Below are 20,606 nucleotides of genomic sequence, written 5' to 3' on the forward strand. Positions count from 1 at the left end.
AGGGAACCGACCTATGGGCAAAAAGACCACCTTACGTCAGTAGGCTGTTCACCAATTCCCACCGTTCCTCTTCCAGGCTCATTTTGGGAAAATCCCTTCCCGCCCGCCGATACCAATACCCAGCATTGAACTCGTCCCCTTCCTGACGGTGCAGATAGGCATGCAGGAGACTGCCCAAAGCAGTGTACATATCCTGGGCAATGTTATGGGCACTTTCCCAGTCGCCCTTGACATCGTGCCACATCACCTTCAAGGCCAGCGGCCAATCCAAAGGTGGCCCGGGCCTTTCCAAGGCGTCTTTGAACGCGTCTAAATCTTTGGGGAGTGCGGATTTTTTCTCCATGGCGTTTCACTTTTTTACGGATGCCTTTGGTCATGGTCACTTAAGGTACCGGTCCCTGGTCCCTACCTGCCCACCAACTTTAAAAAATCATGTTCCGAAATGATGGGCACCCCCAGTTTTTCGGCTTTGGTGCGCTTGCTGGGGCCCATTTTGTCTCCGGCCACAAGGTAGGTGGTCTTGGCCGAGATGGAAGATCCCACCTTGCCCCCATTGTCCTCTATGCACTTTTTGAGTTCGTCCCGGCCCAAGGTCTCAAAAACACCGGACACCACCACGGTCTGTCCCTTTAGCAAGTCTGTCTGCTGGGCCAGATCATCTTCAGAGAGGGAGAACTGCAGGCCCTTTTCCTTTAAGCGCCGTATGGCCAAACGGTTTTTTTCATTGCCAAAAAAGGCGATGACACTATGGGCAATGCGCTCCCCAATTTCGTCCACGGCCTCCAATTCTTCCACTGTGGCATTGGCCAGCGCATCGATGTTCTTGTAGGCCTTGGCCAATTTTTTGGCCACGGTCTCCCCCACAAAGCGAATGCCCAGGGCAAAGAGCACGCGCTCAAAGGGCACTGCCACGGAGGCCGCAATGCCGTTGATCAAATTTTCGGCAGATTTGTCTGCCATGCGCTCCAGGGGGAGCACCTGTTCTTTGGTAAGGTCATAAAGATCGGCATAATCCTGGATCAGGCCTTCCTTAAAGAGCAGCACCACCGTTTCCCCGCCCAGTCCCTCTATGTCCATGGCCCTACGGGAGATAAAATGTTGGATTCTCCCCGTGATCTGTGGCGGACAACCGTATTCATTGGGACAATAATGCTTGGCATCGCCCTCCGTGCGCTCCAAGGGAGCGCCACATTCCGGACAATGGTCTATGTACACCGTGGGCCGTGAGTGCGGCGGGCGCTTGGCCATGTCCACCCCAACGATCTTTGGGATGATTTCCCCGCCCTTTTCCACAAACACGGTATCTCCCTCGCGGATGTCCAGTTTTGCGATCTGGTCCGCATTGTGCAGCGAAGCCCGTTTTACGGTGGTTCCGGCGAGGAGCACCGGGGCCAGGTTGGCCACCGGGGTAATGGCCCCGGTGCGCCCCACTTGGTAACTTATCTTTTGCAGGATGGTGCTCACTTGTTCTGCCTTGAACTTATAGGCCATGGCCCAACGCGGGGCCTTGGAGGTAAAGCCGAGCTCTTCTTGTTGCTGCAGGTTGTTCACTTTAACCACCACCCCATCGGTTTCATAGGGCAGTTCATGCCGGGCGGTGTCCCAATGTTCCACAAAGGCCATCACCTCTTCGGTGCTGTGGCACAACTTGGCCACCGTGGGCACCTTAAAGCCCCACTCCCGTGCCTTTTCCAACATTTCGTACTGGGTGCCTATGCCCGTGTCCTTTCCCACAATGCTGTACAAGAGACATTCCAACGGCCTTTTGGCCACAATGGCGCTGTCTTGGAGCTTTAGGCTGCCGGAAGCCGTGTTCCTGGGGTTCATATAGGGCTCTTCGCCATTGGCCGCCCGCTCTTGGTTCATTTTTACAAACCCATCAAAGGGCAGTACGATCTCTCCCCGGATATCGAACCGATCGGGAAAATTGCCCTTGAGCTGCAAGGGCACGGATTTTATGGTTTTCACGTTGGTGGTCACGTCATCGCCCTGTACCCCATCTCCCCGGGTAACGGCGCGCAGCAACTTTCCCTTCTCATAGGTGATGCTGATGCTGGCCCCGTCATACTTGAGCTCGCAGGTATAGGCCACGGGCACAGGGCCCAGATTGCGCTGTATGCGCTTTTCCCAATCTTCCAGGTCGTCCTTGCTGTAACTGTTGTCCAAGGAATACATGCGATGCTCGTGCACCACGGTCTCAAAATTTTTGGTGACCCCACCGCCCACGCGGATGGTGGGGCTGTTGGCATCGTAAAATTCAGGGTGTTGGGCCTCCAGTTCCTGAAGTTCCTTGAGCTTCATATCGAACTCAAAATCAGAAATGGTGGGGCTGTCCAGCACATAGTAATTGTAGTTGTGCTCCCGCAACGCTTGACGCAGCGCCTTGATTCTCTTTTCCATATCCATTACAATTCGTCTTTTGTCATCCATTTTGGAACGGGCAAAGGGGTAAACCCGTTCATCTTTCGCAATAGTTCAGGAATGTTGCGCGCCACCAATATGGCCTCGAAGTTTGCGCGCTCCACAAACCCCTTCTGCACCATTTTGGCCAGCATCTGCAAGAGCTCGTCATAAAAACCATTGGTATTGAGGATGCCCATGGGATAGGGATGCAGGCCCAACTGTGCCCAAGTGAGCATCTCAAAGAACTCTTCCAAGGTACCGAAACCTCCCGGCAGCATGATGATGCCATCGCTAAGATCGTGCATTTTCAACTTTCGCTCGTGCATGCTTTGGGTCACCACCAATTCCGTAAGCCCTTCGTGATAGACCTCTTTCCGCTTCAAGAATTCGGGAATCACCCCTATGACCTTGCCCCGATGCGCCAGTGCCCCTTGGGCCACTTGGCCCATGATGCCGATCTTGGCGCCTCCGTAAATGAGGTCCATCCCCGCTTGTGCAAGGGCGGCACCCAAACCATGGGCCTCCCTGGCAAAGGCCGGATCACCACCCTCACTGCTGCCGCAAAACACCACTACTCCTTTCATATCTTTATCCTTGTTTCTCATGTTCCCTCCGGGCAAGGCCCAAAGGCACGTTCAAGGGCGAACGGCCCTTAACATGCGCTCGTTGCCGTACATGTCCTGCCTCAGCTCCAGCTGATCAAAGCCAAATGCCACGAACAACGCCAGGGTTTCCTTGGCCAAGTACTGATTTACCTCCATAAAGAGCTTTCCTTTTTTGCACAGATGCCTTTTGGCAAAGGTGGCCAGGGCCCGGTAAAACACCAATGGGTTTTGATCCGGAACAAAAAGTGCCCCGTGGGGCTCATATTGCAGCACATTGGGCTGCATTTCGTGTTTTTCCCCTCGGCGCACATAGGGCGGGTTGCTCACGATGCAATCGTAAACAACTTCGGCCGGAACGGTAGGTTCCCTGGCCAAGACATCGGCCTTGAAAAAATGGACATCCACCTGGTGCAACTCCCCATTTGACCGGGCCACAGCGAGCGCATCTTCCGATATGTCCATTCCATAAACCTTGGCATCCGCCATGTTCTCGGCCAGCGAAATGGCAATACAGCCACTTCCCGTGCCCACGTCCAGTATTTTGGCCGCCTCGGCATCTTTGGTTTTTGCGCTGGAAAAATCGTCCAACACCCACCGCACCAATTCCTCGGTCTCCGGTCGGGGTATGAGCACGGCGGGGTTCACCTTGAACTTCAAGTCCATGAATTCGGTTTCACCGATAATGTACTGTACCGGCTCCATCTGTTTTAAACGGCTAAGGGCTTGGAACAAGGGCGTCTCCTCTTCCTTGCCCAGCACCAGTTCCGGTTGTACGGCCAGCACAAATTTTTCCAGGCCCAAATAGTGGTGCGTGAGCAAATGAAAGAAGGAGGACACCTCCGGCGCCCCATAATGGACATCCAGTTCTTGGTGGTAAATCCGTTTTATCTCCCTGAGCAGCATCGCTATAGCGTTTTGAGCATGTGCACGGTGCAGGCGTGGTGGCCAGTGTTGCCCAAGGGCCCATCGATATAATCGAAGCCGAACCTAAGATATAGTTTTTGGGCGCTTTCCATATTGGGCATGGTTTCCAGATAGCATTGTTGAAACCCAAATTTCCTTGCTTTGGCCAGGCAGCGGTCTATCATTTTTGCACCAAGGCCCAATCCCCTGGCAGATTCCGAAAAGTACATTTTTTGCAGTTCACAGCAATTGCCCGGATACCCTTCCAAGGGACCCAGTCCGGCACATCCGGCAAGCGTGCCTTGTAGCTCCACCACATAAAAAGCGGACCTGGGCAATTGGTAGTGCTGGTACAAGCTGTCCAGGGACACGTCTGCGTAGGCCGAGCCCACCTTGGGGACGCCAAAGTCCAACAATACCGTTCTAATGAGCTGGGCAACAGCTACGTTGTCCTTGGGGGAAATGGGTCTGATGAGGGCGGTTTCCATCCTAGATCACAATCGTTTTTAAAGTCTTATTTTTACTGCCCGAAGATACGTGAAATACGCAAAATGAGCGTGACGGAGAAAAACGAACACCAAAAAAAAGACATGGCCATACCGCGTTTGGATGCGCACGGGAGCCTGGACGCCCAATTTATGCAGCGCTGCATTGAACTGGGCAGGAATGGCTTGGGCACAACGGCGCCCAACCCCATGGTGGGCGCACTTTTGGTGCACAAGGGCAAGATTGTTGGTGAGGGGCACACGAGCCCCTTTGGCGGCCCACACGCAGAGGTCAATGCCATAAACGCCGTAAAGGAGAAAGCCTTGCTAAAAGAGTGCACGCTCTATGTGACCTTGGAACCGTGCTCCCATTTTGGAAAAACGCCCCCGTGTGCCGATCTCATTGTAAAGCACCACATTCCCAGGGTGGTGGTGGGGATGCCGGACCCCCACCACAAGGTTGCGGGCCAGGGCATTGAAAGGTTGAAACAGGCCGGCTGCGAGGTAAACGTGGGCGTCCTGGAGCAGGCGTGCCGGGAGCACCACAGGCGTTTTGTTACCTTTCACCTAAAAAAGCGCCCCTATGTGGTCTTGAAATGGGCAGAAAGTGCAGACGGCTTTATGGCCCCGTTAAAACAATATCGTGAGACCGAACCCCAACCCTATTGGATCACAAACTCCCTATCCAGGCAGCTTGCCCACAAATGGCGCAGCGAAGAGCAGGCCATCTTGGTGGGCACGGGCACGGCCCTGGAAGACAACCCAAAACTGGATGTGCGGGACTGGAGCGGAACATCGCCCCTGCGCATTGTGGTGGATAGGCACCTGGCCATACCCCGGGACCACCATCTTTTAAGCGGCCACCCTCCCACCCTGGTGTTTAGCGCCAAAAAGGGGGAACGGATGGCCAAAAGCGGCCTTACCCATGTTCCACTACCGGAAGGACCGGACGCGATGGCCGAGCTTTTGCGGAAGTTGCACCAACTTAACATACAGAGCGTCATGGTGGAAGGCGGGGCAAAAACCCTACAATCCTTTATTGAGGCCGATCTCTGGGACGAGGCACGCATCTTCCGTGGACCCAAAAACATGGACAATGGTGTACCTGCCCCCAAAATAAAGGGGAAGTGCTTGGCACAGAAAAGAATAAGGCATGACCTTTTAACCATACTGCGACATGATCAAGAACATCATTTTTGACTTTGGCGACATTTTTATAAACCTGGACAAGCAGGCCGTGTACCGTGACCTGGCCAAATACGGCCATCCTGCCCTGACCCCTGAAATGGACACGCTGGCCAAGACCTACGAAGTGGGCAAAATAAGTTCCCCAGATTTTATAAAAGAACTGCAACGCCTTGTTCCCAAGGCAACGGCGGAAGAAATAACCCAAGCTTGGAACTCCATTTTACTGGACTTTCCCGAGTCCAGGTTGCACTTTATTGAACAATTGGCAGCCGACAAACAGTACCGTCTCTTTTTACTGAGCAATACCAATGATCTCCATATCGATTATGTGAAAAAGACGATGGGTCTTGATCGCTTCCAAAGGTTTCAGGCCTGTTTTGAACAGTTCTACCTTTCCCACGAAATACACCTTAGAAAACCCAATTTGGACATCTATCAGTTTGTGCTCAACGAAAACGACTTGAAGCCCCAAGAGAGTTTCTTTGTGGACGACACCAAGGAAAACACCGATGCCGCCGAAGGTTTGGGCATAACCACCTGGCACCTCAAAGTAGGCGAGGAAGACATCACCGACCTTAAAGCAAAGCTTTAATGCACTACCTGGTCCTTAGCATCCTCTTTTCAAGCTTCATCTTTGTGGTCTTTAAGCTGTATGTGCGCTTTAAGGTGCAAACGCTCTACGCCATCATTACCAATTATGTGGTGGCCTGTACGGTGGGCCTGCTCTTTTATGGCGAACAAGTGGATGTGGCAGCGCTCCCCGAAAAAAGCTGGTTCTGGGGCGCCTTGGCCTTGGGCGTCCTCTTTATACTTGTTTTTAACATTATGGCGGCCACGGCACAGAAATTGGGCGTGTCCGTGGCCTCTGTGGCCACCAAGATGTCCTTTGTGGTACCCGTTCTGCTCGGGGTGCGGCTTTATGATGAGTCCCTCAATACCGTAAAGGTCCTGGGTATTTGCATTGCGGTGGTGGCCGTGTACCTGAGCAGTATGAAGCAAACTGCGGAAAGGTTCTCCCTATCCATGCTGCGCTATCCCTTTTTGGTGTTCTTGGGCTCCGGGATCATTGATGCGGCCATAAAGTATTTTCAGGAAGAACACGTGCCGGAAGCGGAATTTGCCCTTTTCTCTGCCCTGCTTTTCTTTTTTGCGGGTACCACGGGCCTATTGTTCATCCTGGTCAAGGCCGGCAAAACCCCCATAAGGGCCAACCCCAGAAATGTGATCGGCGGCATTGCCCTGGGCATCCCCAATTTCTTTTCCATTTATTTTCTATTGCTCGCCCTTGATCACGGCAGCTTGCCCAGTGCCTCGATTTTTACGGTGAACAATGTGGGCATTGTACTGCTGTCCACCCTTTTGGGCATTTTACTGTTCCAAGAGCCCCTGAGCAAAAAGAATTGGATGGGCATTGCCTTGGCCGTGGTAAGCATCATTCTGGTGGTCTAAGGGTTCCGAAAGTTAAATTGATATGGCCACGGAAGATTACCGAACAAGCAATTATGATGGTTTCGATCGTTCAAGATCACGGAGAACCATCCGGGACATAAGAACAAAGCACTGAACCCAATGGAAGCCAAGGACAGCTATAGCACCATTGCCGCCCCCGTGAACGGCGTATTGCTAAAAGAACGCAAGAGCAAGTTTTTTGGCCATGCCTATCCCATTGCATCAGAAGATGAGGTAAAGCCCCTTTTGGAAACCTTGCAGAAGACCTACCCCACGGCCAACCATTTCTGTTATGCCTGGCAACTGGGCACGGAAGACAGGTCCCATAGGGCCAATGATGACGGCGAACCCAACAATTCTGCCGGGATGCCCATCTACGGCCAGATACAGTCCTTTGACCTTACCAATCTGCTCCTTGTGGTGGTACGGGTGTTTGGCGGCACCAAGCTGGGCGTGGGCGGTTTGATCACGGCCTACAGGGAAACGGCAAAAGAAACCTTACAGCGCGCAAACATCGTTACCAAAACCATTGAGGTGCCCCTTGTTCTTTCCTTTGGCTACGCCGAGATGAACAAAGTGATGCGCTTGGTGCGCACCAAAAAACTCCGCATTACGGCCCAACAGATGGGTTTAGAGTGCCAAATGACACTTGCCGTAAGGAAAGGGAAGCTCAACGAAGTGAAGAAGACCTTGGAAGCGCACCGGAAGATTACGATCGTGCAAGGGACCCCTTGAGCCTGCCGGCAAGCAAAAATGATGGAAATCTGTGCCTCACCGCAGTTTTTTTAAGATGTATTCCGGGCAGCGCATGGGCCTTTTCCTGTTAACGTCCATAAACACCAGATCCGTGCTGCCCGTGGCCACAATTTCTTGGTGCTGATTGGTAAGGGAATACCCAAAAGCGATACGTACGGTTGGCAGCTCCTTTAAAGAAGTTTCCAGGGTGAGCTCGTCATCAAAAAGCGCCGACTTCTTAAAATTGAGCTGTAGCTGTATCACGGGCAACATAATGCCGTTCTCTTCCATCTCCCTGTAAGACAGGCCAAAAGAACGCAGCCAGGCAATCCTTCCCATTTCCAGGTACTGCGCGTAGTTCCCGTGGTACACCACGCCCATTTGATCCGTTTCCGCGTACCTTACCCTAAAAGTTATTTTTCTTGACAGCATTGTTTTCATATAAAAAAGTATATCTTTAGAGGCCCTTCCGATCCGGTGGGGAACATGGGGAAAAAAAAGGTCAAATTCAATATGATTCGATTTTTTTTTTAGGTTTTTTGTTCACATATTTGCCTTCCCCCAAAGGAACCCCGATCACCGTCCTGGAGATGGCTTGGTTCTTCAATAAAATGCTAACCAAATAGTAGAAGTTTAACTAATATGAATGCCACAGCGACTTCCGTATGGAACAATTGTTTGAAATTTATCCAGGATAATATTCAACCGCAGGCATTCAAGACTTGGTTTGAACCCATAAAACCGGTTAAGCTATCGGACAATGTGCTCAGCATAGAGGTACCCAGTAAGTTTTTTTACGAGTGGCTGGAAGAACACTATGTAAAACTGCTGAAAGTGGCCCTGACCAAGGAGCTGGGGGAGAGTGCAAAATTGCTCTACAACATTAAACTGGAAAACACCTATGGCAACAAGGAAGGTTCCGTAGAGAAGATTCCCAGCACCAGCAAAGGCACCATGGCCCCTCAGGAAATGGACGTGCCCATAAAGTCAAAGAACCCGGAACTCCGCAATCCCTTTGTCATTCCCGGCATAAGGAACATAAAAATAGAGTCCCAGCTCAATGCGGGCTATAATTTTGAGAATTTTTTGGAGGGAGACAGCAACCGCTTGGCCCGATCGGCCGGGCTGGCCGTGGCCAACAAGCCCGGTGGCACCTCCTTTAACCCGCTCTTGATCTTTGGAGGGGTTGGTTTGGGCAAGACCCATTTGGCCCACGCCATTGGCGTTGAAATAAAGGACAAGTACCCAGAACGTACGGTGCTCTACATTTCTGCCGAAAAGTTTACCCAGCAATACATAGAATCGGTAAAGAAAAACACCAGAAATGATTTCATCCACTTTTATCAGCTCATAGACGTGCTGATCATAGATGATGTACAGTTCTTTTCCAGCAAGACCGGCACCCAGGATGTGTTTTTCCATATTTTTAACCACTTGCACCAAAACGGAAAACAGGTGATCCTCACCTCGGACAAGGCACCCGTGGACATGCAGGATATTGAGCAAAGGCTGTTGTCCCGTTTTAAATGGGGCCTTTCTGCGGAACTACAGAGCCCGGACTACGAGACCCGGTTCAGCATCCTAAAGAACAGATTGTACAGGGATGGGGTGGAAATGCCCGATGAGATCGTGGAACACGTTGCCAAGAACATAAAAACCAATATCCGCGAGCTGGAGGGCGCCATTATTTCGCTCATTGCCCAGAGCACCTTGAACAAACAAGAGGTGACCCTGGAGCTGGCCCAGCAGACCGTGGACAAGTTTGTGAAGAACACAAAACGGGAAGTCTCCATTGATTATATACAAAAAGTGGTCTCGGATTATTTTGAAATGGACGTGGCCACCCTGCAATCCAAGACCAGAAAGCGCCATATTGTGCAGGCAAGGCAACTGGCCATGTTCTTTGCCAAGAAATTCACCAAGGCCTCCTTGGCCAGTATAGGGTCCCAAATTGGGAAAAGGGACCACGCCACCGTACTGCATGCCTGCAAAACCGTGGACAACCTCGCTGAAACGGACAAACAGTTTCGCAAATACATAGAGGACCTTACCAAAAAACTTTCATAACCGAACATGAAGACCAAAGTCTTGATGGTGTGCTTGGGCAATATTTGTAGGTCGCCCTTGGCCCAGGGCATCCTTGCCGGGATGGTAGATCCAGAAAAGGTCTTGGTAGATTCCGCAGGCACCGGCAATTACCATCTTGGCAAGCCCCCCGACCCCAGATCCATAGCGGTGGCAAAGGACCACGGCATTGATATAAGCCACCAACGCTGCCGTCAGATCCAGGCCGGGGATTTAGATCGTTTTGACCATATTTACGTCATGGACCGGAGCAATTATGAAAATGTCATCAGGTTGTGCTCCACCCATGACCAGCGCAGTAAAATAAGGCTGTTGTTGGATGTCCTGAACACCGGCAACAACGAGGTGCCGGACCCCTACTACGGGGGCGAAAAAGGATTCGAGAACATTTTTTCCCTGATCACCGATGCCTGTGAAAAGGTCGCCGCCCACCTTAACGCAAAATAGCACCCATGGAAAAACCACCCAAAGGACATTTGTACCTCATCCCCACCACCCTGGGCGACAATGAGCCCTTGGAGGTGCTTCCCATGTCCGTAAAACAGTCCATAGAAAAAATTGACCACTATATTGTGGAAAATGAAAAAACGGCCAGGCATTTCATAAAGAAGATACACCCCCGCAAATCACAGCCCAATCTCACCTTGTTCTTACTGAACAAGTTTACCGAAGCGGCCGAACTTCCTTCTTTTTTACAGCCTTGTATGCAGGGGGTTGATGTGGGAATCCTATCTGAGGCTGGCTGCCCCGGCATTGCCGATCCCGGAGCCAGTGTCGTGGCCATGGCCCACGAGAAAGGGATACGTGCCATACCCTTGGTGGGGCCCTCTTCCATTCTAATGGGGGTGATGGCCAGCGGCCTCAACGGGCAAAACTTCGCCTTTAACGGCTATCTGCCCATAGACGCACAAGAACGCAAGCAAAAGTTGAAGCTGTTGGAGAAGCGGTCTAAAGAAGAGCAACAGACCCAAGTGTTCATTGAAACCCCGTACAGGAACAATAAATTTTTGGAGAGCATGCTCCGCCATCTTGGGCCGCACACCAGGATCTGCATTGCCTCGGATATTTCGCTGAGCAGCGAATTCATTGCCACCAAGACGGTTTCCCAATGGAAACAGGAAAAGGTGGACCTGCACAAAAGACCCACCATCTTTATGTTGTTGGCCTAGCAGGGTCTTGTCTTGTGCCCCCTTCACTTTATCCAACACTGCACTGGTTCCAAGGATGGTTAAATACGCGGATTCTTCAAGGGGGGAATGGCCGAAATGTCATAGCCTTTGAACTTTTTGATGTACTTGGAAATGGAACTCCCAAAGCCATCGGAAACATCGATCTCCCCAAAAGAACGGAGATAGTGCTTCACGTTGCCCGCACCAGCCAGGTGGGCCGCCGCTATGATCCCGGATTCGGTGATTTCTATGCCCCCCATGTTCTTTCCCACATAACGGGCAATGTCCTTTCTTAAAATCCATTTGTTTCGGGCCACATTCAATTTAAAAATGTGTTCCTGGAGCTTTGGATTGTTCAGAAAGGTTTTTTCCATGTGCACCCCCATCAGTTGCAAGGTTTCAATACCAAATTGGTATTTGCCCAGGTATCCGAATTCGTTCACCACAAAATAATTGCCCTGCGACTCCTTAAAGGCAAGGGCCTCCCTGAAGCCTATAAAGCCCGAATCCAAAAAGGGCGGTGCGGTTTCCAAGGTTACAAGGGAATCCAATGTTACGGGAAAGTGAACTTTTGCTGGCGCTTTTACCAAAAGTGCCTCAGGTACCCTCACCTCTTTTTTAAAGGTATTGAGGCCAAATCCTGTCAGGACCAAAAAAATGACAATTGACGTTAAAACAATCCACCATCTTTTCATATGCTACTTTTCTTAAGACTTACGGCAAAAGGGCCTGCTTAAATTTCACACCGCAAAGTTATGGGGCAAAAATCCTTGAAGTAAGAAGTTATTGTTAAATATGTCCCTTTTTTGTTAACAGGTGCAAAAACTTGGACAATTTACCTAACGCTTTATGTCTTGGGCATTTATCCATCGGATGTACTGCGCTTTGTTCCGGTTGTGCTGCGCGAGGTTTTCGGCAAACATGTGATACCCAAAGTCCTGAACATTGGCCACCATATACAAATAATTGTGCTTTTCCGCATTGAGCACCGCGTCTATGGCACTGATGTCCGGCATGGTAATGGGGCCGGGCGGCACTCCGGGGTACTTATAGGTATTGTAAGGGGAGTCCAGTTCCAAGTCCCTGTACAGCACCCGTTTGATGACGGTGTCAAAATTACCCGTCTCTTTTTTGATGGCATAGATAACGGTGGGGTCTGCCTGCAACAACATGCCCCTTCTTATCCTATTGAGATAAAGGCCCGCCACTTTGGGGCGTTCATCTACCTTGGCCGTTTCCTTGTGGACTATGGATGCCAGGGCAATGACCTCTTCCGGGGCCAACTTCAGGGCTTTGGCCTTGGCGAGGCGATCGGCATTCCAAAACCTATCGTACTCCTTTACCATTCTTTCCCTAAAATCTACCGCACCGGTATTCCAGAAAAACTCGTAACTGTTGGGAAGGTAGAGCGTTAGGGCATTCTCCAGGTCCAGCCCTTTCCCGGCAAGAAATTCCGGATCGGAGAAGGCATTGACCAAACTTGTGCTGTCTGCCTCCAACTGCTGCGCCACTCGCTGCGCCAGGTCGTGTATGGTCTCCTGGTTGTTAAAGGACACCTTAACGGGCAGGTTGGCACTGCGCAGCGTGTTTACCACGTCATTGTTGCTCATCCCTTTTAGGATGCGGTACTTGCCCCCTTTTATGTTGCCTGCATACCCCTTGCGCGCCGCCGTGGCCCTAAAGGTTTCCACATCCTTGAGAAGGGGCTCCAACTGCTGGACCACTTCGTCCAGGTTGGCCCTTGAGGAAACATACACAAACGCCTCTTCATTGTTAAATTGGGTGTTGGGCAAAAAAAAGGCGCTGTACACCTTGTAGGCAAAAACACCACAGGCCACGAGACCCAAAAGCACCACGGCCAGAACTATCCTCTTAATATACATCCCTATTTATTTTTTGAAACATGACCTCATCATAAAAACCATTTCCTTGGCGTATCCAATCCTTCTTTACGCCCACTTCTTCAAAGCCCAGTTTGCGAAATAGTTTGATGCTTCCTTTGTTCTTTGCCAAAATATTGGCGTAAACCTGTCTAAGGCCCAGATGTCCAAAGGCATAGGTGCACAACAGGCCTATGGCCTCCTTACCGTGGCCAAGGCCACGATCTGCTTCCTCCAAGATAACGATTCCAAGGCCGGCCCTGCGGTGCTGTGGGTCAAAATCAAAAAGATCTACCAGACCTATGGACCTCGCATCGGTTTTATCGCAGATCACCAATCGTAATTGTTTTACATCAAAGATGTCCCGGTAGGCGTTGTCCAGATAAAGCTGCAGCACGTTTTTGGAATAGGGCGTAAGGGTGCCGCTTATTTCCCATACAGCGGCATTGTTCTCCAATTGGTACAGAAAATCCAGGTCTTCCTGCTCCAAAGCCCTTAAAAAAACAGCGTCGCCCTGTAGTTTTACCATAGTATCTGTCCTTTGAACACCTGTTGTGCCGGTCCGATCAAAGTAATGTTGCCATAGCCCGCATCCACTTTTTCAAACGTTACCCGGAGGGAGCCGCCCTCAACCTTGATATCCACGGCATTGGAGGTTGTTTTGCCCCAATGAGACAGGGCAAGGGCCACCGCGGTAACGCCCGTGCCACAGGAAAGTGTTTCATCTTCTACCCCCCTTTCATAAGTGCGCACCCGATACACATTTTCTCCAAGGGACTGCACAAAATTAATGTTGCTGCCCTTCTTTCCATAGTTGCCGTAGCGTATCTTGGCCCCTTCCTTGGCAACATCCAAGGCACTGAGGTCTTCAACGGCCTGCACATGGTGCGGGGAGCCGGTGTCCATAAAAAGGGCGTTCCCCTTTTTTTCTATGTTCATCACAGGGCTCATGCCCAGGTGCACCCTACCCTCTTTGTCCATCCGGGCGTTGTGCAGACCATCTACGGCCCTGAACGTTGTGGCATCTGCAATGAGCCCCAAATAATGGGCAAAGGCAACAATACATCTGCCCCCGTTGCCGCACATGGTACTTTCCCTGCCATCTGAATTGAAATAGACCATACTGAAGTCCACCTCCGTATCATGTTCCAATAGAATGAGGCCATCTGCCCCTATCCCAAACCTACGATCGCACAGTTGGGCAATGCGGGCGTTGTCATTTTTGGGGATTGTCCCGTCCCGATTGTCCATCAAAACAAAATCGTTTCCCGTTCCCTGATACTTGTAAAACTCCATGTTCACCTTGAAATAGACCCCAAATATAGAACTTTATTCAGGTTTGGTCTCCCGTTAAAATGCAGTTAAACCACAGCGCACGGCACAAAAAACGTTTAATTTTAGAAGTGCACTGCATACATCCCGTAAAAGAAGGGGACATATGCTTCCCAATGTCAAGGACAAAATGGCAACCGTTTTACCCAATTGTCACCCGCGCAAGACCTGGCTGCCCCCAAAATAGGGTTTGGCACAAAACTTGGAAATGCTAATTTTGCCTTCCATTTCCCTGAACTGGGAAAACCGCTTGGAACCACATTGCCCTTAGGGCAAGGATTTTTAGGGGCGTGAAGGACAAGGGAACCAACGTAAATAAACACAAAAAGGATATGAAGAACTTTGGAAGTCTGTTATTGGTGGCCATTCTTGGAGGGGCCCTTACCTTGGGGGCCTACGTGACCTTTTTTGACAGCACCACCTATGCCGTGGTGGAGCAGCAGCAAGGGGGCAGCCTCATTGCCACCAATTACAACAGCGACCCCTATCGGGGAGCAGGTATAAACGATGTGGATTTTACCCTGGCAGCGGAAAGTACGGTAAATGCCGTGGTACACGTTAAGAACGTGACCTTGAGCAAGGGCCCCAGCAGCCTCATGGAGTTCTTTTACGGCTCTGGCGGCAGTGCCAAGCCCCAGGTGGGAACAGGCTCTGGGGTGATCATCTCGCAAGACGGACATATTGTGACCAACAACCATGTCATTGCCAATGCCACCCAACTGCAGGTTACCCTGAACAACAACCGCACCTATGAAGCAGAACTCATTGGCGCCGACCCCAACAGCGATATTGCGCTCATAAAGATAGAACCGGACGGCAAATTGCCCTATCTGGCCTTTGCCGATTCTGACAACACCAAGATCGGGGAATGGGTTTTGGCAGTGGGCAATCCCTTTAACCTCACCTCTACGGTCACCGCTGGCATTGTCAGTGCCAAAGCCAGGGATTTGGGAAGAAACCAGAGCTTTATCCAAACAGACGCCGCGGTAAACCCGGGCAACTCAGGAGGCGCCTTGGTGAACACCAACGGGGATCTGGTGGGCATCAATACCGCCATTAGCTCACAAACGGGATCTTACGTAGGGTATTCCTTTGCCGTTCCCAGCAACATTGCCAAAAAAGTGGTGGACGACATTTTGGAATACGGGAATGTGCAAAAGGCCGTGTTGGGCATTCAAGTACCGCCGGCCAACAGCCCCTATGCCATAAAAAACGGGTTCAACGAAATTGAAGGGGTGTACATCTCTGGCGTTGAGGAAGACTCCGGCGCCTTCGAGGCAGAATTACAGGAGGGCGACATCATTAAACAATTGGACAAGATCACCATTAAGAAGTACCCGGACCTCACCGGCTACCTCAGCAGCAAAAGGCCGGGAGACACCGTACAGGTGACCATAGACCGGGCCCAAGAAATATTGATCAAACCCGTTGTGCTCAAGAAAAGGCAAAAAACCATAGTGCCCGAGATGGGAATGGAGGTAAAGAACCTGTCCGAAAAGGACAAAGAGCGCTTTGGCACGGAACACGGGGTGCTCATTACCGGGGTTCCGGAAAGATACCGCGGCTTTGGACTTGAGGGCAAAGTGATCCTCAGCGTGGACGATAAAGAGATTACCGACATTCAAGATGCGAGAAATGCCTTTGGCGCCATTACACGATATGGCAAAACGGTCATTACCATGCTCAATGCGGACGGCGAAAGGGAGCGGTTGATCTTTCAGTAAGGGCAGGGCAGACGATGAACCAGGAAAAAAGCGGCCAAATGTCCCCGCCATTTGGCCCTGAAGCCCTGAATATTGTATTTTTACACTGCCACGAATCCGATTCCACAATACCATATGTCCGGAAAGCTATCATATGAACAGGAACTTGCCTTTCAGTCCGACCGCAGAAAAGCCACCACAGAGTTCATAAAAATCACCAGTGACCTTTGGTACGACAGGGCCATTGAGGTAGTACTGTTCAAAAACCAGGTACTGGACCAGACGGTGAGCACCATCATACAACTGCACGAGTACGCCGGGGAATTTGTGCAGAAACCCATCTCCATATTTGATTCCGTAGAAATCCTAAGGGCCATAAAAGACCTAGGTTTGCCGCCTGCCAAGTTGGACATTGGGAAACTGACCTATGAATACCACTCGGACGACAACAATTTTAACAATGCCAAGGCCTTTGTCGTGAACAAGCTCAAGGCCGCTGGGAGCCACCCTAGGGCAAAACCAAAGGATTTGGTCCTGTACGGATTTGGCAGGATAGGCAGGTTGCTGGCACGGGAGATCATGTCCAAGACCGGCAAAGGCTCGCAGATGCGGCTCAGGGCCATTGTGCTTCGGGGCAAACCGGACCCCGACAACCTGGAAAAAAGGGCCAGTTTAATGCGTACGGACTCCGTACACGGCAATTTTACGGGCACCATTGCTTTCTGTGCAGAAGAAAATGCCCTGCTCATAAACGGGACCACGGTGAAAATCATCCACACCCAAAATCCCGAGACCGTAGATTATACAGAACACGGGATACAAGATGCCTTGTTGTTGGACAGTACCGGCGCGTTCAGAAACAAAGCAGAGCTGTCCCGCCACTTAAGGGCCAAGGGCATTGCCAAGGTGTTGTTGACAGCTCCGGGAAAGGAGGTGCCCAATATTGTGCACGGGGTAAACCACCTGAACTATGACCCCAAAAAGACCAACATCTTCTCGGCCGCCTCATGCACCACCAATGCCATTACCCCGATCTTAAAGGTGATGCAAGATTCCCTGGGCATAAAACGGGGGCATTTGGAGACCATACATGCCTACACCAACGATCAAAACCTTGTGGACAACATTCACCCAAAACACAGAAGGGGAAGAGCGGCGGCCCTGAACATGGTCATTACCGAGACCGGGGCGGCAGAGGCCGTGGCCAAGGCGCTTCCCTCGCTCAAGGGCAAGCTAACCTCAAACGCCATAAGGGTTCCCGTGCCCAATGGCTCCTTGGCCATTCTTAACCTGGAACTGAAAAACAAGATTTCTGCGGAGGGCATCAACACCATAGTGAAAAAATACGCCTTGGAGGGCGATATGGTGGAACAGATCAAGTACGCCCTTAGCAAGGAATTGGTGTCCTCGGACATCAAGGGCACCACGGCACCGGCCATCTATGACAGTAACGCCACCATTGTGGCGCCCAACGGCAAAAACGTGGTGCTCTACATTTGGTACGACAATGAATACGGCTATGCCCACCAGGTGATCCGTCTGGCAAAATACATTGCCCAAGTGCGCCGTTATACTTATTATTGAAAATAGCTCCCATAAAACATCTTTTAGCATTAGTTTTACGTATAATCTTATGAAATCTTGAACAAGCCCCCTTTTTTAATTCAAATTGGAGGTGCATCATCGTTTCAACACCCTAAGTCAGTAACAAAACCTAAAGTCAACAAGAAATGCACCTTTCCAAATCCATCCTCATTGGTATAGCTCTTTTTCTAACCCATTCTTCCTTTGCACAAGAAGAGACACCTTCCAAACTTTCTTTGGACGAAGGAACCATAAGCTCGCAGTTTGATTACATATCCAAACGGTCCGGAAACTATCGTGCAGACGGCGTGAGGTATGAGGTGGTCAGGGAAAGCAACCTGATGAAATTGAAAAACAATGTACTGGACAGCATTAGGGCAAAGGACGAAAAGAGGGAAACCTTGAGCAAGACCATAGCTGAGCACGAGGCCACCATAAGCACCCTGAACAAACAATTGTTTGACACCTCGGCGCAATTGGAAGAAGTGACCCAGGAGAAAGACAATATGTCCTTTCTTGGCATACAGGTCTCCAAAGCAACCTATAGCATCATTTTATGGACATTGATCGGACTGTTGTTGGTGCTGTTGGCCACTTTTGTCTTTAAGTTCAAGGACAGCAATAGACTCACCCAAGAAGCCAAGCAGAACCTACTGGAAGTGGAGAAGGATTACGAAGAACACAGAAGGCGGGCCTTGGAACGGGAACAAAAGATAAGCAGACAGCTACAGGACGAACTAAACAAACAAAAGAAAAAATAATTTCCTGCCGGTTTCCGAAGATGACCGTATAAACAACAAAGCCCCCAAAACAACCCATGGCGCTGCCCCCAAGTCGGGAAGCCACCGCAGTAGCACCATACCGGGGCAAGTATAATGCACTTTACAAGATCCATTGGATAGGGTGCCCTCCCAAGGCAAAGTGTAAGCAATAAGACCTATTTTTGCAATGTTAGGGGAACCCCTGCCCGCGGCCAACCGGGGCAGCACCTCCAAAAAACCGGCTGAATCCCATTCCGATGCGCATAGATATCATTACCGTGCTGCCCGAACTGCTAAAAAGTCCGTTTGAGGCCTCCATTATGAAGAGGGCGGTGGACAAGGGCATTGTCTCCGTACACTTCCACAACCTAAGGGAATATACCAGCAACAACTACAAACAAGTGGACGATTACCAGTTTGGCGGGGGAGCCGGAATGGTGTTGATGATAGAGCCCATAGACAAATGCATTTCCAAACTACGGGCAGAACGCCATTACGATGAGATCATTTATATGACACCGGACGGCGAGACCCTGAACCAATCCATGGCCAATGGGCTTTCCCTAAAAAAGAACATCATAGTGCTCTGCGGCCATTACAAGGGTGTGGACCAAAGGGTGCGGGACCTATTCATTACCAAGGAGGTGTCCATTGGGGACTATGTACTTTCCGGTGGCGAATTGGGTGCCGCCGTGCTCTGCGATGCCATTGTAAGACTCATTCCGGGGGTATTGAACAACGAAACCTCTGCCCTTACGGACAGCTTCCAGGATGGCTTGTTGGCCCCTCCCGTTTACACCAGGCCGGCAACATACAAAGGAATGGAGGTGCCCAAAATATTGTTGGGCGGCAATTTCCCCAAAATAGAGGCTTGGCGGGAACAGAAGGCCTATGAACGCACCCGGGAAATAAGGCCGGACCTGCTGCCCGAAAAATAGGGCAGACCGATAAAAATAGGGCAAAAAGGCTTGCGAGTATCAAATTAACCCCTATTTTTGCACCCTGTTAAATCAACCTCTGACGATACCCGTGAACGTTGTTTAATATCATTCCAACAAAAAGAAAGCATGGAATCATTGATCAAGTATGTACAGGATGAGTTTGTGACCAAAAAGGAATTTCCAGAATTTTCGGCCGGGGACACCATCACCGTGTATTACGAAATTAAGGAAGGTGAAAAGACGCGTACCCAGTTTTTTAAAGGGGTGGTCATACAACGACGTGGCGCCGGTGCCACCGAAACCTTTACCATCAGGAAGATGTCCGGCACCGTGGGTGTGGAACGTATCTTTCCGGTGCACATGCCGGCCCTGCAGAGGGTGGAAGTGAACAAACGAGGAAAAGTGAGACGTTCCCGTATTTACTACTTCCGCGAGCTTACCGGCAAAAAAGCCCGAATTAAGGAAGTGCGCTCCTAATGGAACAACCAAAGACATAAAAGGCCGGTACACTACCGGCCTTTTTTTATGAACATTTGTTAACAACACTTGTTCATAGCATGTTCATTTTTAAAGTTTTCCCACCATCTCCCATGTCGGATTTTTTTTGTATCTTTAAGATGTTAGTGGCGGGAAAGCAGTCTCACCATTGGCCGTAAAGTTTACGTTCTTTATGTTACCGTTTTTGGTTGTGGTTCCCCAGGTTGCAATGCCGTGTGGGAAGCACATCGCAAAGAAAGCACATTAAGGCTGTCGCTTTAATGGCGCGTTCGGGGTCGCTTTGCAAGGGCCGGGCCCATGGCAACAGGGACAGAACGGTAAAAGAGGTTTTCATTGTACCGTCTTCTTCGGAACCGGGATGAAAGCTTTAAACGTAGCAAGGGAAACGGAGGCAATCAATGGTTGCCGTTGCAAACTATAAAATTGCAACACCAAACCCGTGAATCCCAAAAAAAGCCATATTTGGATATCTGTATCCAGATATGGCTTTTGTATTTTTAACCCCCTTCAAAAGACGGGCCACCCCGTGTCCGGTTTTACCCCTTGCTCAATCAAAAGAAAGACCCTGGCCCCATCTTGGAACATCCTTCCCCAGTTGGGGCAGCTTTCCCAAAGCTTCCCCACAACAAGGCACTTGCGGCCTCCAATGGGCCGGGCACCAACCCCGTGCGGGTAGTGTTGGCAGAATGAAGGACAGACCCGTTCCAATCCCTTTTTAACCCAGATTATGCACTAGTCCCCTGATGAATGGCTTCATAATTTTGGCTCTATCGTGTTTTGAGTGGGTAAGTTAGTAAATTGTTATTTTCGGGGGATGGAAAATTCCAAGGAAATATTCGCACTCGCCCTGGGTCTTACCGATCCGTGGTATATAAAGGAGATGTC

General features: G+C 50.5%; 22 protein-coding genes. 12 read left to right on the top strand and 10 right to left on the bottom strand.

Annotated features, from left to right (window positions below):
* Positions 1–31: 31 nt before the first annotated feature.
* From ACKWCC_RS10625 to ACKWCC_RS10645, 5 genes are all read right to left on the bottom strand, one after another.
* Positions 32–343, bottom strand: coding sequence for a hypothetical protein (locus tag ACKWCC_RS10625; RefSeq protein WP_413995913.1), 312 nt, complete (start codon positions 341–343; stop codon positions 32–34).
* A gap of 62 nt (positions 344–405) precedes the next feature.
* Positions 406–2,406 (bottom strand): NAD-dependent DNA ligase LigA, encoded by a 2,001-nt coding sequence (gene ligA / locus ACKWCC_RS10630; protein WP_413995914.1) that lies wholly within the window; start codon positions 2,404–2,406, stop codon positions 406–408.
* Positions 2,406–2,987 (bottom strand): LOG family protein, encoded by a 582-nt coding sequence (locus ACKWCC_RS10635; protein WP_413995915.1) that lies wholly within the window; start codon positions 2,985–2,987, stop codon positions 2,406–2,408. The genes ligA and ACKWCC_RS10635 overlap by 1 nt, the downstream gene beginning before the upstream one ends.
* Positions 2,988–3,038: 51 nt before the next feature.
* Positions 3,039–3,911 carry a peptide chain release factor N(5)-glutamine methyltransferase gene (gene prmC / locus ACKWCC_RS10640; protein WP_413995916.1) on the bottom strand — a complete coding sequence of 291 codons (873 nt, stop codon included), beginning with the start codon at positions 3,909–3,911 and terminating at the stop codon, positions 3,039–3,041.
* Between the two features lie 2 nt (positions 3,912–3,913).
* Positions 3,914–4,399, bottom strand: coding sequence for a GNAT family N-acetyltransferase (locus ACKWCC_RS10645; protein ID WP_413995917.1), 486 nt, complete (start codon positions 4,397–4,399; stop codon positions 3,914–3,916).
* Positions 4,400–4,462: 63 nt separating this feature from the next.
* On the opposite strand from ACKWCC_RS10645, the gene ribD reads away from it, so the two are divergent.
* The 4 genes from ribD (at position 4,463) to ACKWCC_RS10665 (ending at position 7,768) form a co-directional block, all read left to right on the top strand.
* Positions 4,463–5,596 (top strand): bifunctional diaminohydroxyphosphoribosylaminopyrimidine deaminase/5-amino-6-(5-phosphoribosylamino)uracil reductase RibD, encoded by a 1,134-nt coding sequence (gene ribD / locus ACKWCC_RS10650; protein WP_413995918.1) that lies wholly within the window; start codon positions 4,463–4,465, stop codon positions 5,594–5,596.
* Positions 5,574–6,176 (top strand): HAD family hydrolase, encoded by a 603-nt coding sequence (locus tag ACKWCC_RS10655; RefSeq protein ID WP_413995919.1) that lies wholly within the window; start codon positions 5,574–5,576, stop codon positions 6,174–6,176. Before ribD ends, ACKWCC_RS10655 begins: the two co-directional genes overlap by 23 nt.
* The gene (locus ACKWCC_RS10660; protein WP_413995920.1) at positions 6,176–7,033 is read left to right on the top strand and encodes an EamA family transporter; all 858 of its coding nucleotides are present in this window, start codon (positions 6,176–6,178) and stop codon (positions 7,031–7,033) included. The genes ACKWCC_RS10655 and ACKWCC_RS10660 overlap by 1 nt, the downstream gene beginning before the upstream one ends.
* A gap of 120 nt (positions 7,034–7,153) precedes the next feature.
* Positions 7,154–7,768: an IMPACT family protein gene (locus ACKWCC_RS10665; protein WP_413995921.1), complete on the top strand. Its 615-nt coding sequence runs from the start codon at positions 7,154–7,156 to the stop codon at positions 7,766–7,768.
* A 36-nt stretch (positions 7,769–7,804) separates the two neighbouring features.
* Here ACKWCC_RS10665 and ACKWCC_RS10670 read toward each other — a convergent pair whose 3' ends face one another.
* On the bottom strand, positions 7,805–8,200 hold the full coding sequence (locus ACKWCC_RS10670) for an acyl-CoA thioesterase (RefSeq protein ID WP_413995934.1): 396 nt from the start codon (positions 8,198–8,200) through the stop codon (positions 7,805–7,807).
* Between the two features lie 210 nt (positions 8,201–8,410).
* Here ACKWCC_RS10670 and dnaA point away from each other — a divergent pair, with 210 nt between their 5' ends.
* Genes dnaA through ACKWCC_RS10685 form a run of 3 tightly spaced genes read left to right on the top strand, consistent with a single transcriptional unit; the run spans position 8,411 to position 11,022 of the window.
* Entirely contained in the window at positions 8,411–9,835 is a 1,425-nt protein-coding gene (dnaA, locus tag ACKWCC_RS10675) for a chromosomal replication initiator protein DnaA (RefSeq protein ID WP_413995922.1), read from the top strand.
* 6 nt (positions 9,836–9,841) lie between these two features.
* Positions 9,842–10,300 carry a low molecular weight protein-tyrosine-phosphatase gene (locus tag ACKWCC_RS10680; RefSeq protein WP_413995923.1) on the top strand — a complete coding sequence of 153 codons (459 nt, stop codon included), beginning with the start codon at positions 9,842–9,844 and terminating at the stop codon, positions 10,298–10,300.
* Positions 10,301–10,305: 5 nt separating this feature from the next.
* A complete protein-coding gene (locus ACKWCC_RS10685) occupies positions 10,306–11,022 on the top strand; it encodes an SAM-dependent methyltransferase (RefSeq protein WP_413995924.1) in 717 nt (238 codons plus the stop codon).
* A 59-nt stretch (positions 11,023–11,081) separates the two neighbouring features.
* Here the strand turns inward: ACKWCC_RS10685 and ACKWCC_RS10690 are convergent, their stop codons facing one another.
* The 4 genes from ACKWCC_RS10690 to dapF all read right to left on the bottom strand — a co-directional run bounded on the left by ACKWCC_RS10690 (position 11,082) and on the right by dapF (position 14,204).
* On the bottom strand, positions 11,082–11,717 hold the full coding sequence (locus tag ACKWCC_RS10690) for a hypothetical protein (protein ID WP_413995925.1): 636 nt from the start codon (positions 11,715–11,717) through the stop codon (positions 11,082–11,084).
* Between the two features lie 144 nt (positions 11,718–11,861).
* Positions 11,862–12,905, bottom strand: a complete 1,044-nt coding sequence (gene mltG / locus ACKWCC_RS10695; RefSeq protein ID WP_413995926.1) for an endolytic transglycosylase MltG — start codon at positions 12,903–12,905, stop codon at positions 11,862–11,864.
* Complete coding sequence (locus ACKWCC_RS10700; protein WP_413995927.1) at positions 12,895–13,431, bottom strand: GNAT family N-acetyltransferase; 537 nt, start codon at positions 13,429–13,431, stop codon at positions 12,895–12,897. Before ACKWCC_RS10700 ends, mltG begins: the two co-directional genes overlap by 11 nt.
* Complete coding sequence (gene dapF / locus ACKWCC_RS10705) at positions 13,425–14,204, bottom strand: diaminopimelate epimerase (RefSeq protein WP_413995928.1); 780 nt, start codon at positions 14,202–14,204, stop codon at positions 13,425–13,427. The genes ACKWCC_RS10700 and dapF overlap by 7 nt, the downstream gene beginning before the upstream one ends.
* 362 nt (positions 14,205–14,566) lie before the next feature.
* Here dapF and ACKWCC_RS10710 point away from each other — a divergent pair, with 362 nt between their 5' ends.
* From ACKWCC_RS10710 to rplS, 5 genes are all read left to right on the top strand, one after another.
* The gene (locus ACKWCC_RS10710) at positions 14,567–15,958 is read left to right on the top strand and encodes a S1C family serine protease (protein WP_413995929.1); all 1,392 of its coding nucleotides are present in this window, start codon (positions 14,567–14,569) and stop codon (positions 15,956–15,958) included.
* A 114-nt stretch (positions 15,959–16,072) separates the two neighbouring features.
* Positions 16,073–17,521, top strand: a complete 1,449-nt coding sequence (locus ACKWCC_RS10715; protein ID WP_413995930.1) for a glyceraldehyde-3-phosphate dehydrogenase — start codon at positions 16,073–16,075, stop codon at positions 17,519–17,521.
* Positions 17,522–17,667: 146 nt separating this feature from the next.
* Positions 17,668–18,282, top strand: a complete 615-nt coding sequence (locus tag ACKWCC_RS10720) for a tRNA (guanine-N1)-methyltransferase (RefSeq protein WP_413995931.1) — start codon at positions 17,668–17,670, stop codon at positions 18,280–18,282.
* 257 nt (positions 18,283–18,539) lie between these two features.
* On the top strand, positions 18,540–19,220 hold the full coding sequence (trmD, locus tag ACKWCC_RS10725) for a tRNA (guanosine(37)-N1)-methyltransferase TrmD (RefSeq protein ID WP_413995932.1): 681 nt from the start codon (positions 18,540–18,542) through the stop codon (positions 19,218–19,220).
* Positions 19,221–19,349: 129 nt separating this feature from the next.
* The gene (gene rplS / locus ACKWCC_RS10730; protein ID WP_413995933.1) at positions 19,350–19,700 is read left to right on the top strand and encodes a 50S ribosomal protein L19; all 351 of its coding nucleotides are present in this window, start codon (positions 19,350–19,352) and stop codon (positions 19,698–19,700) included.
* Positions 19,701–20,606 lie beyond the last annotated feature (906 nt).

This window comes from Maribacter aquimarinus (assembly GCF_047345505.1).
GTDB lineage: Bacteria > Bacteroidota > Bacteroidia > Flavobacteriales > Flavobacteriaceae > Maribacter.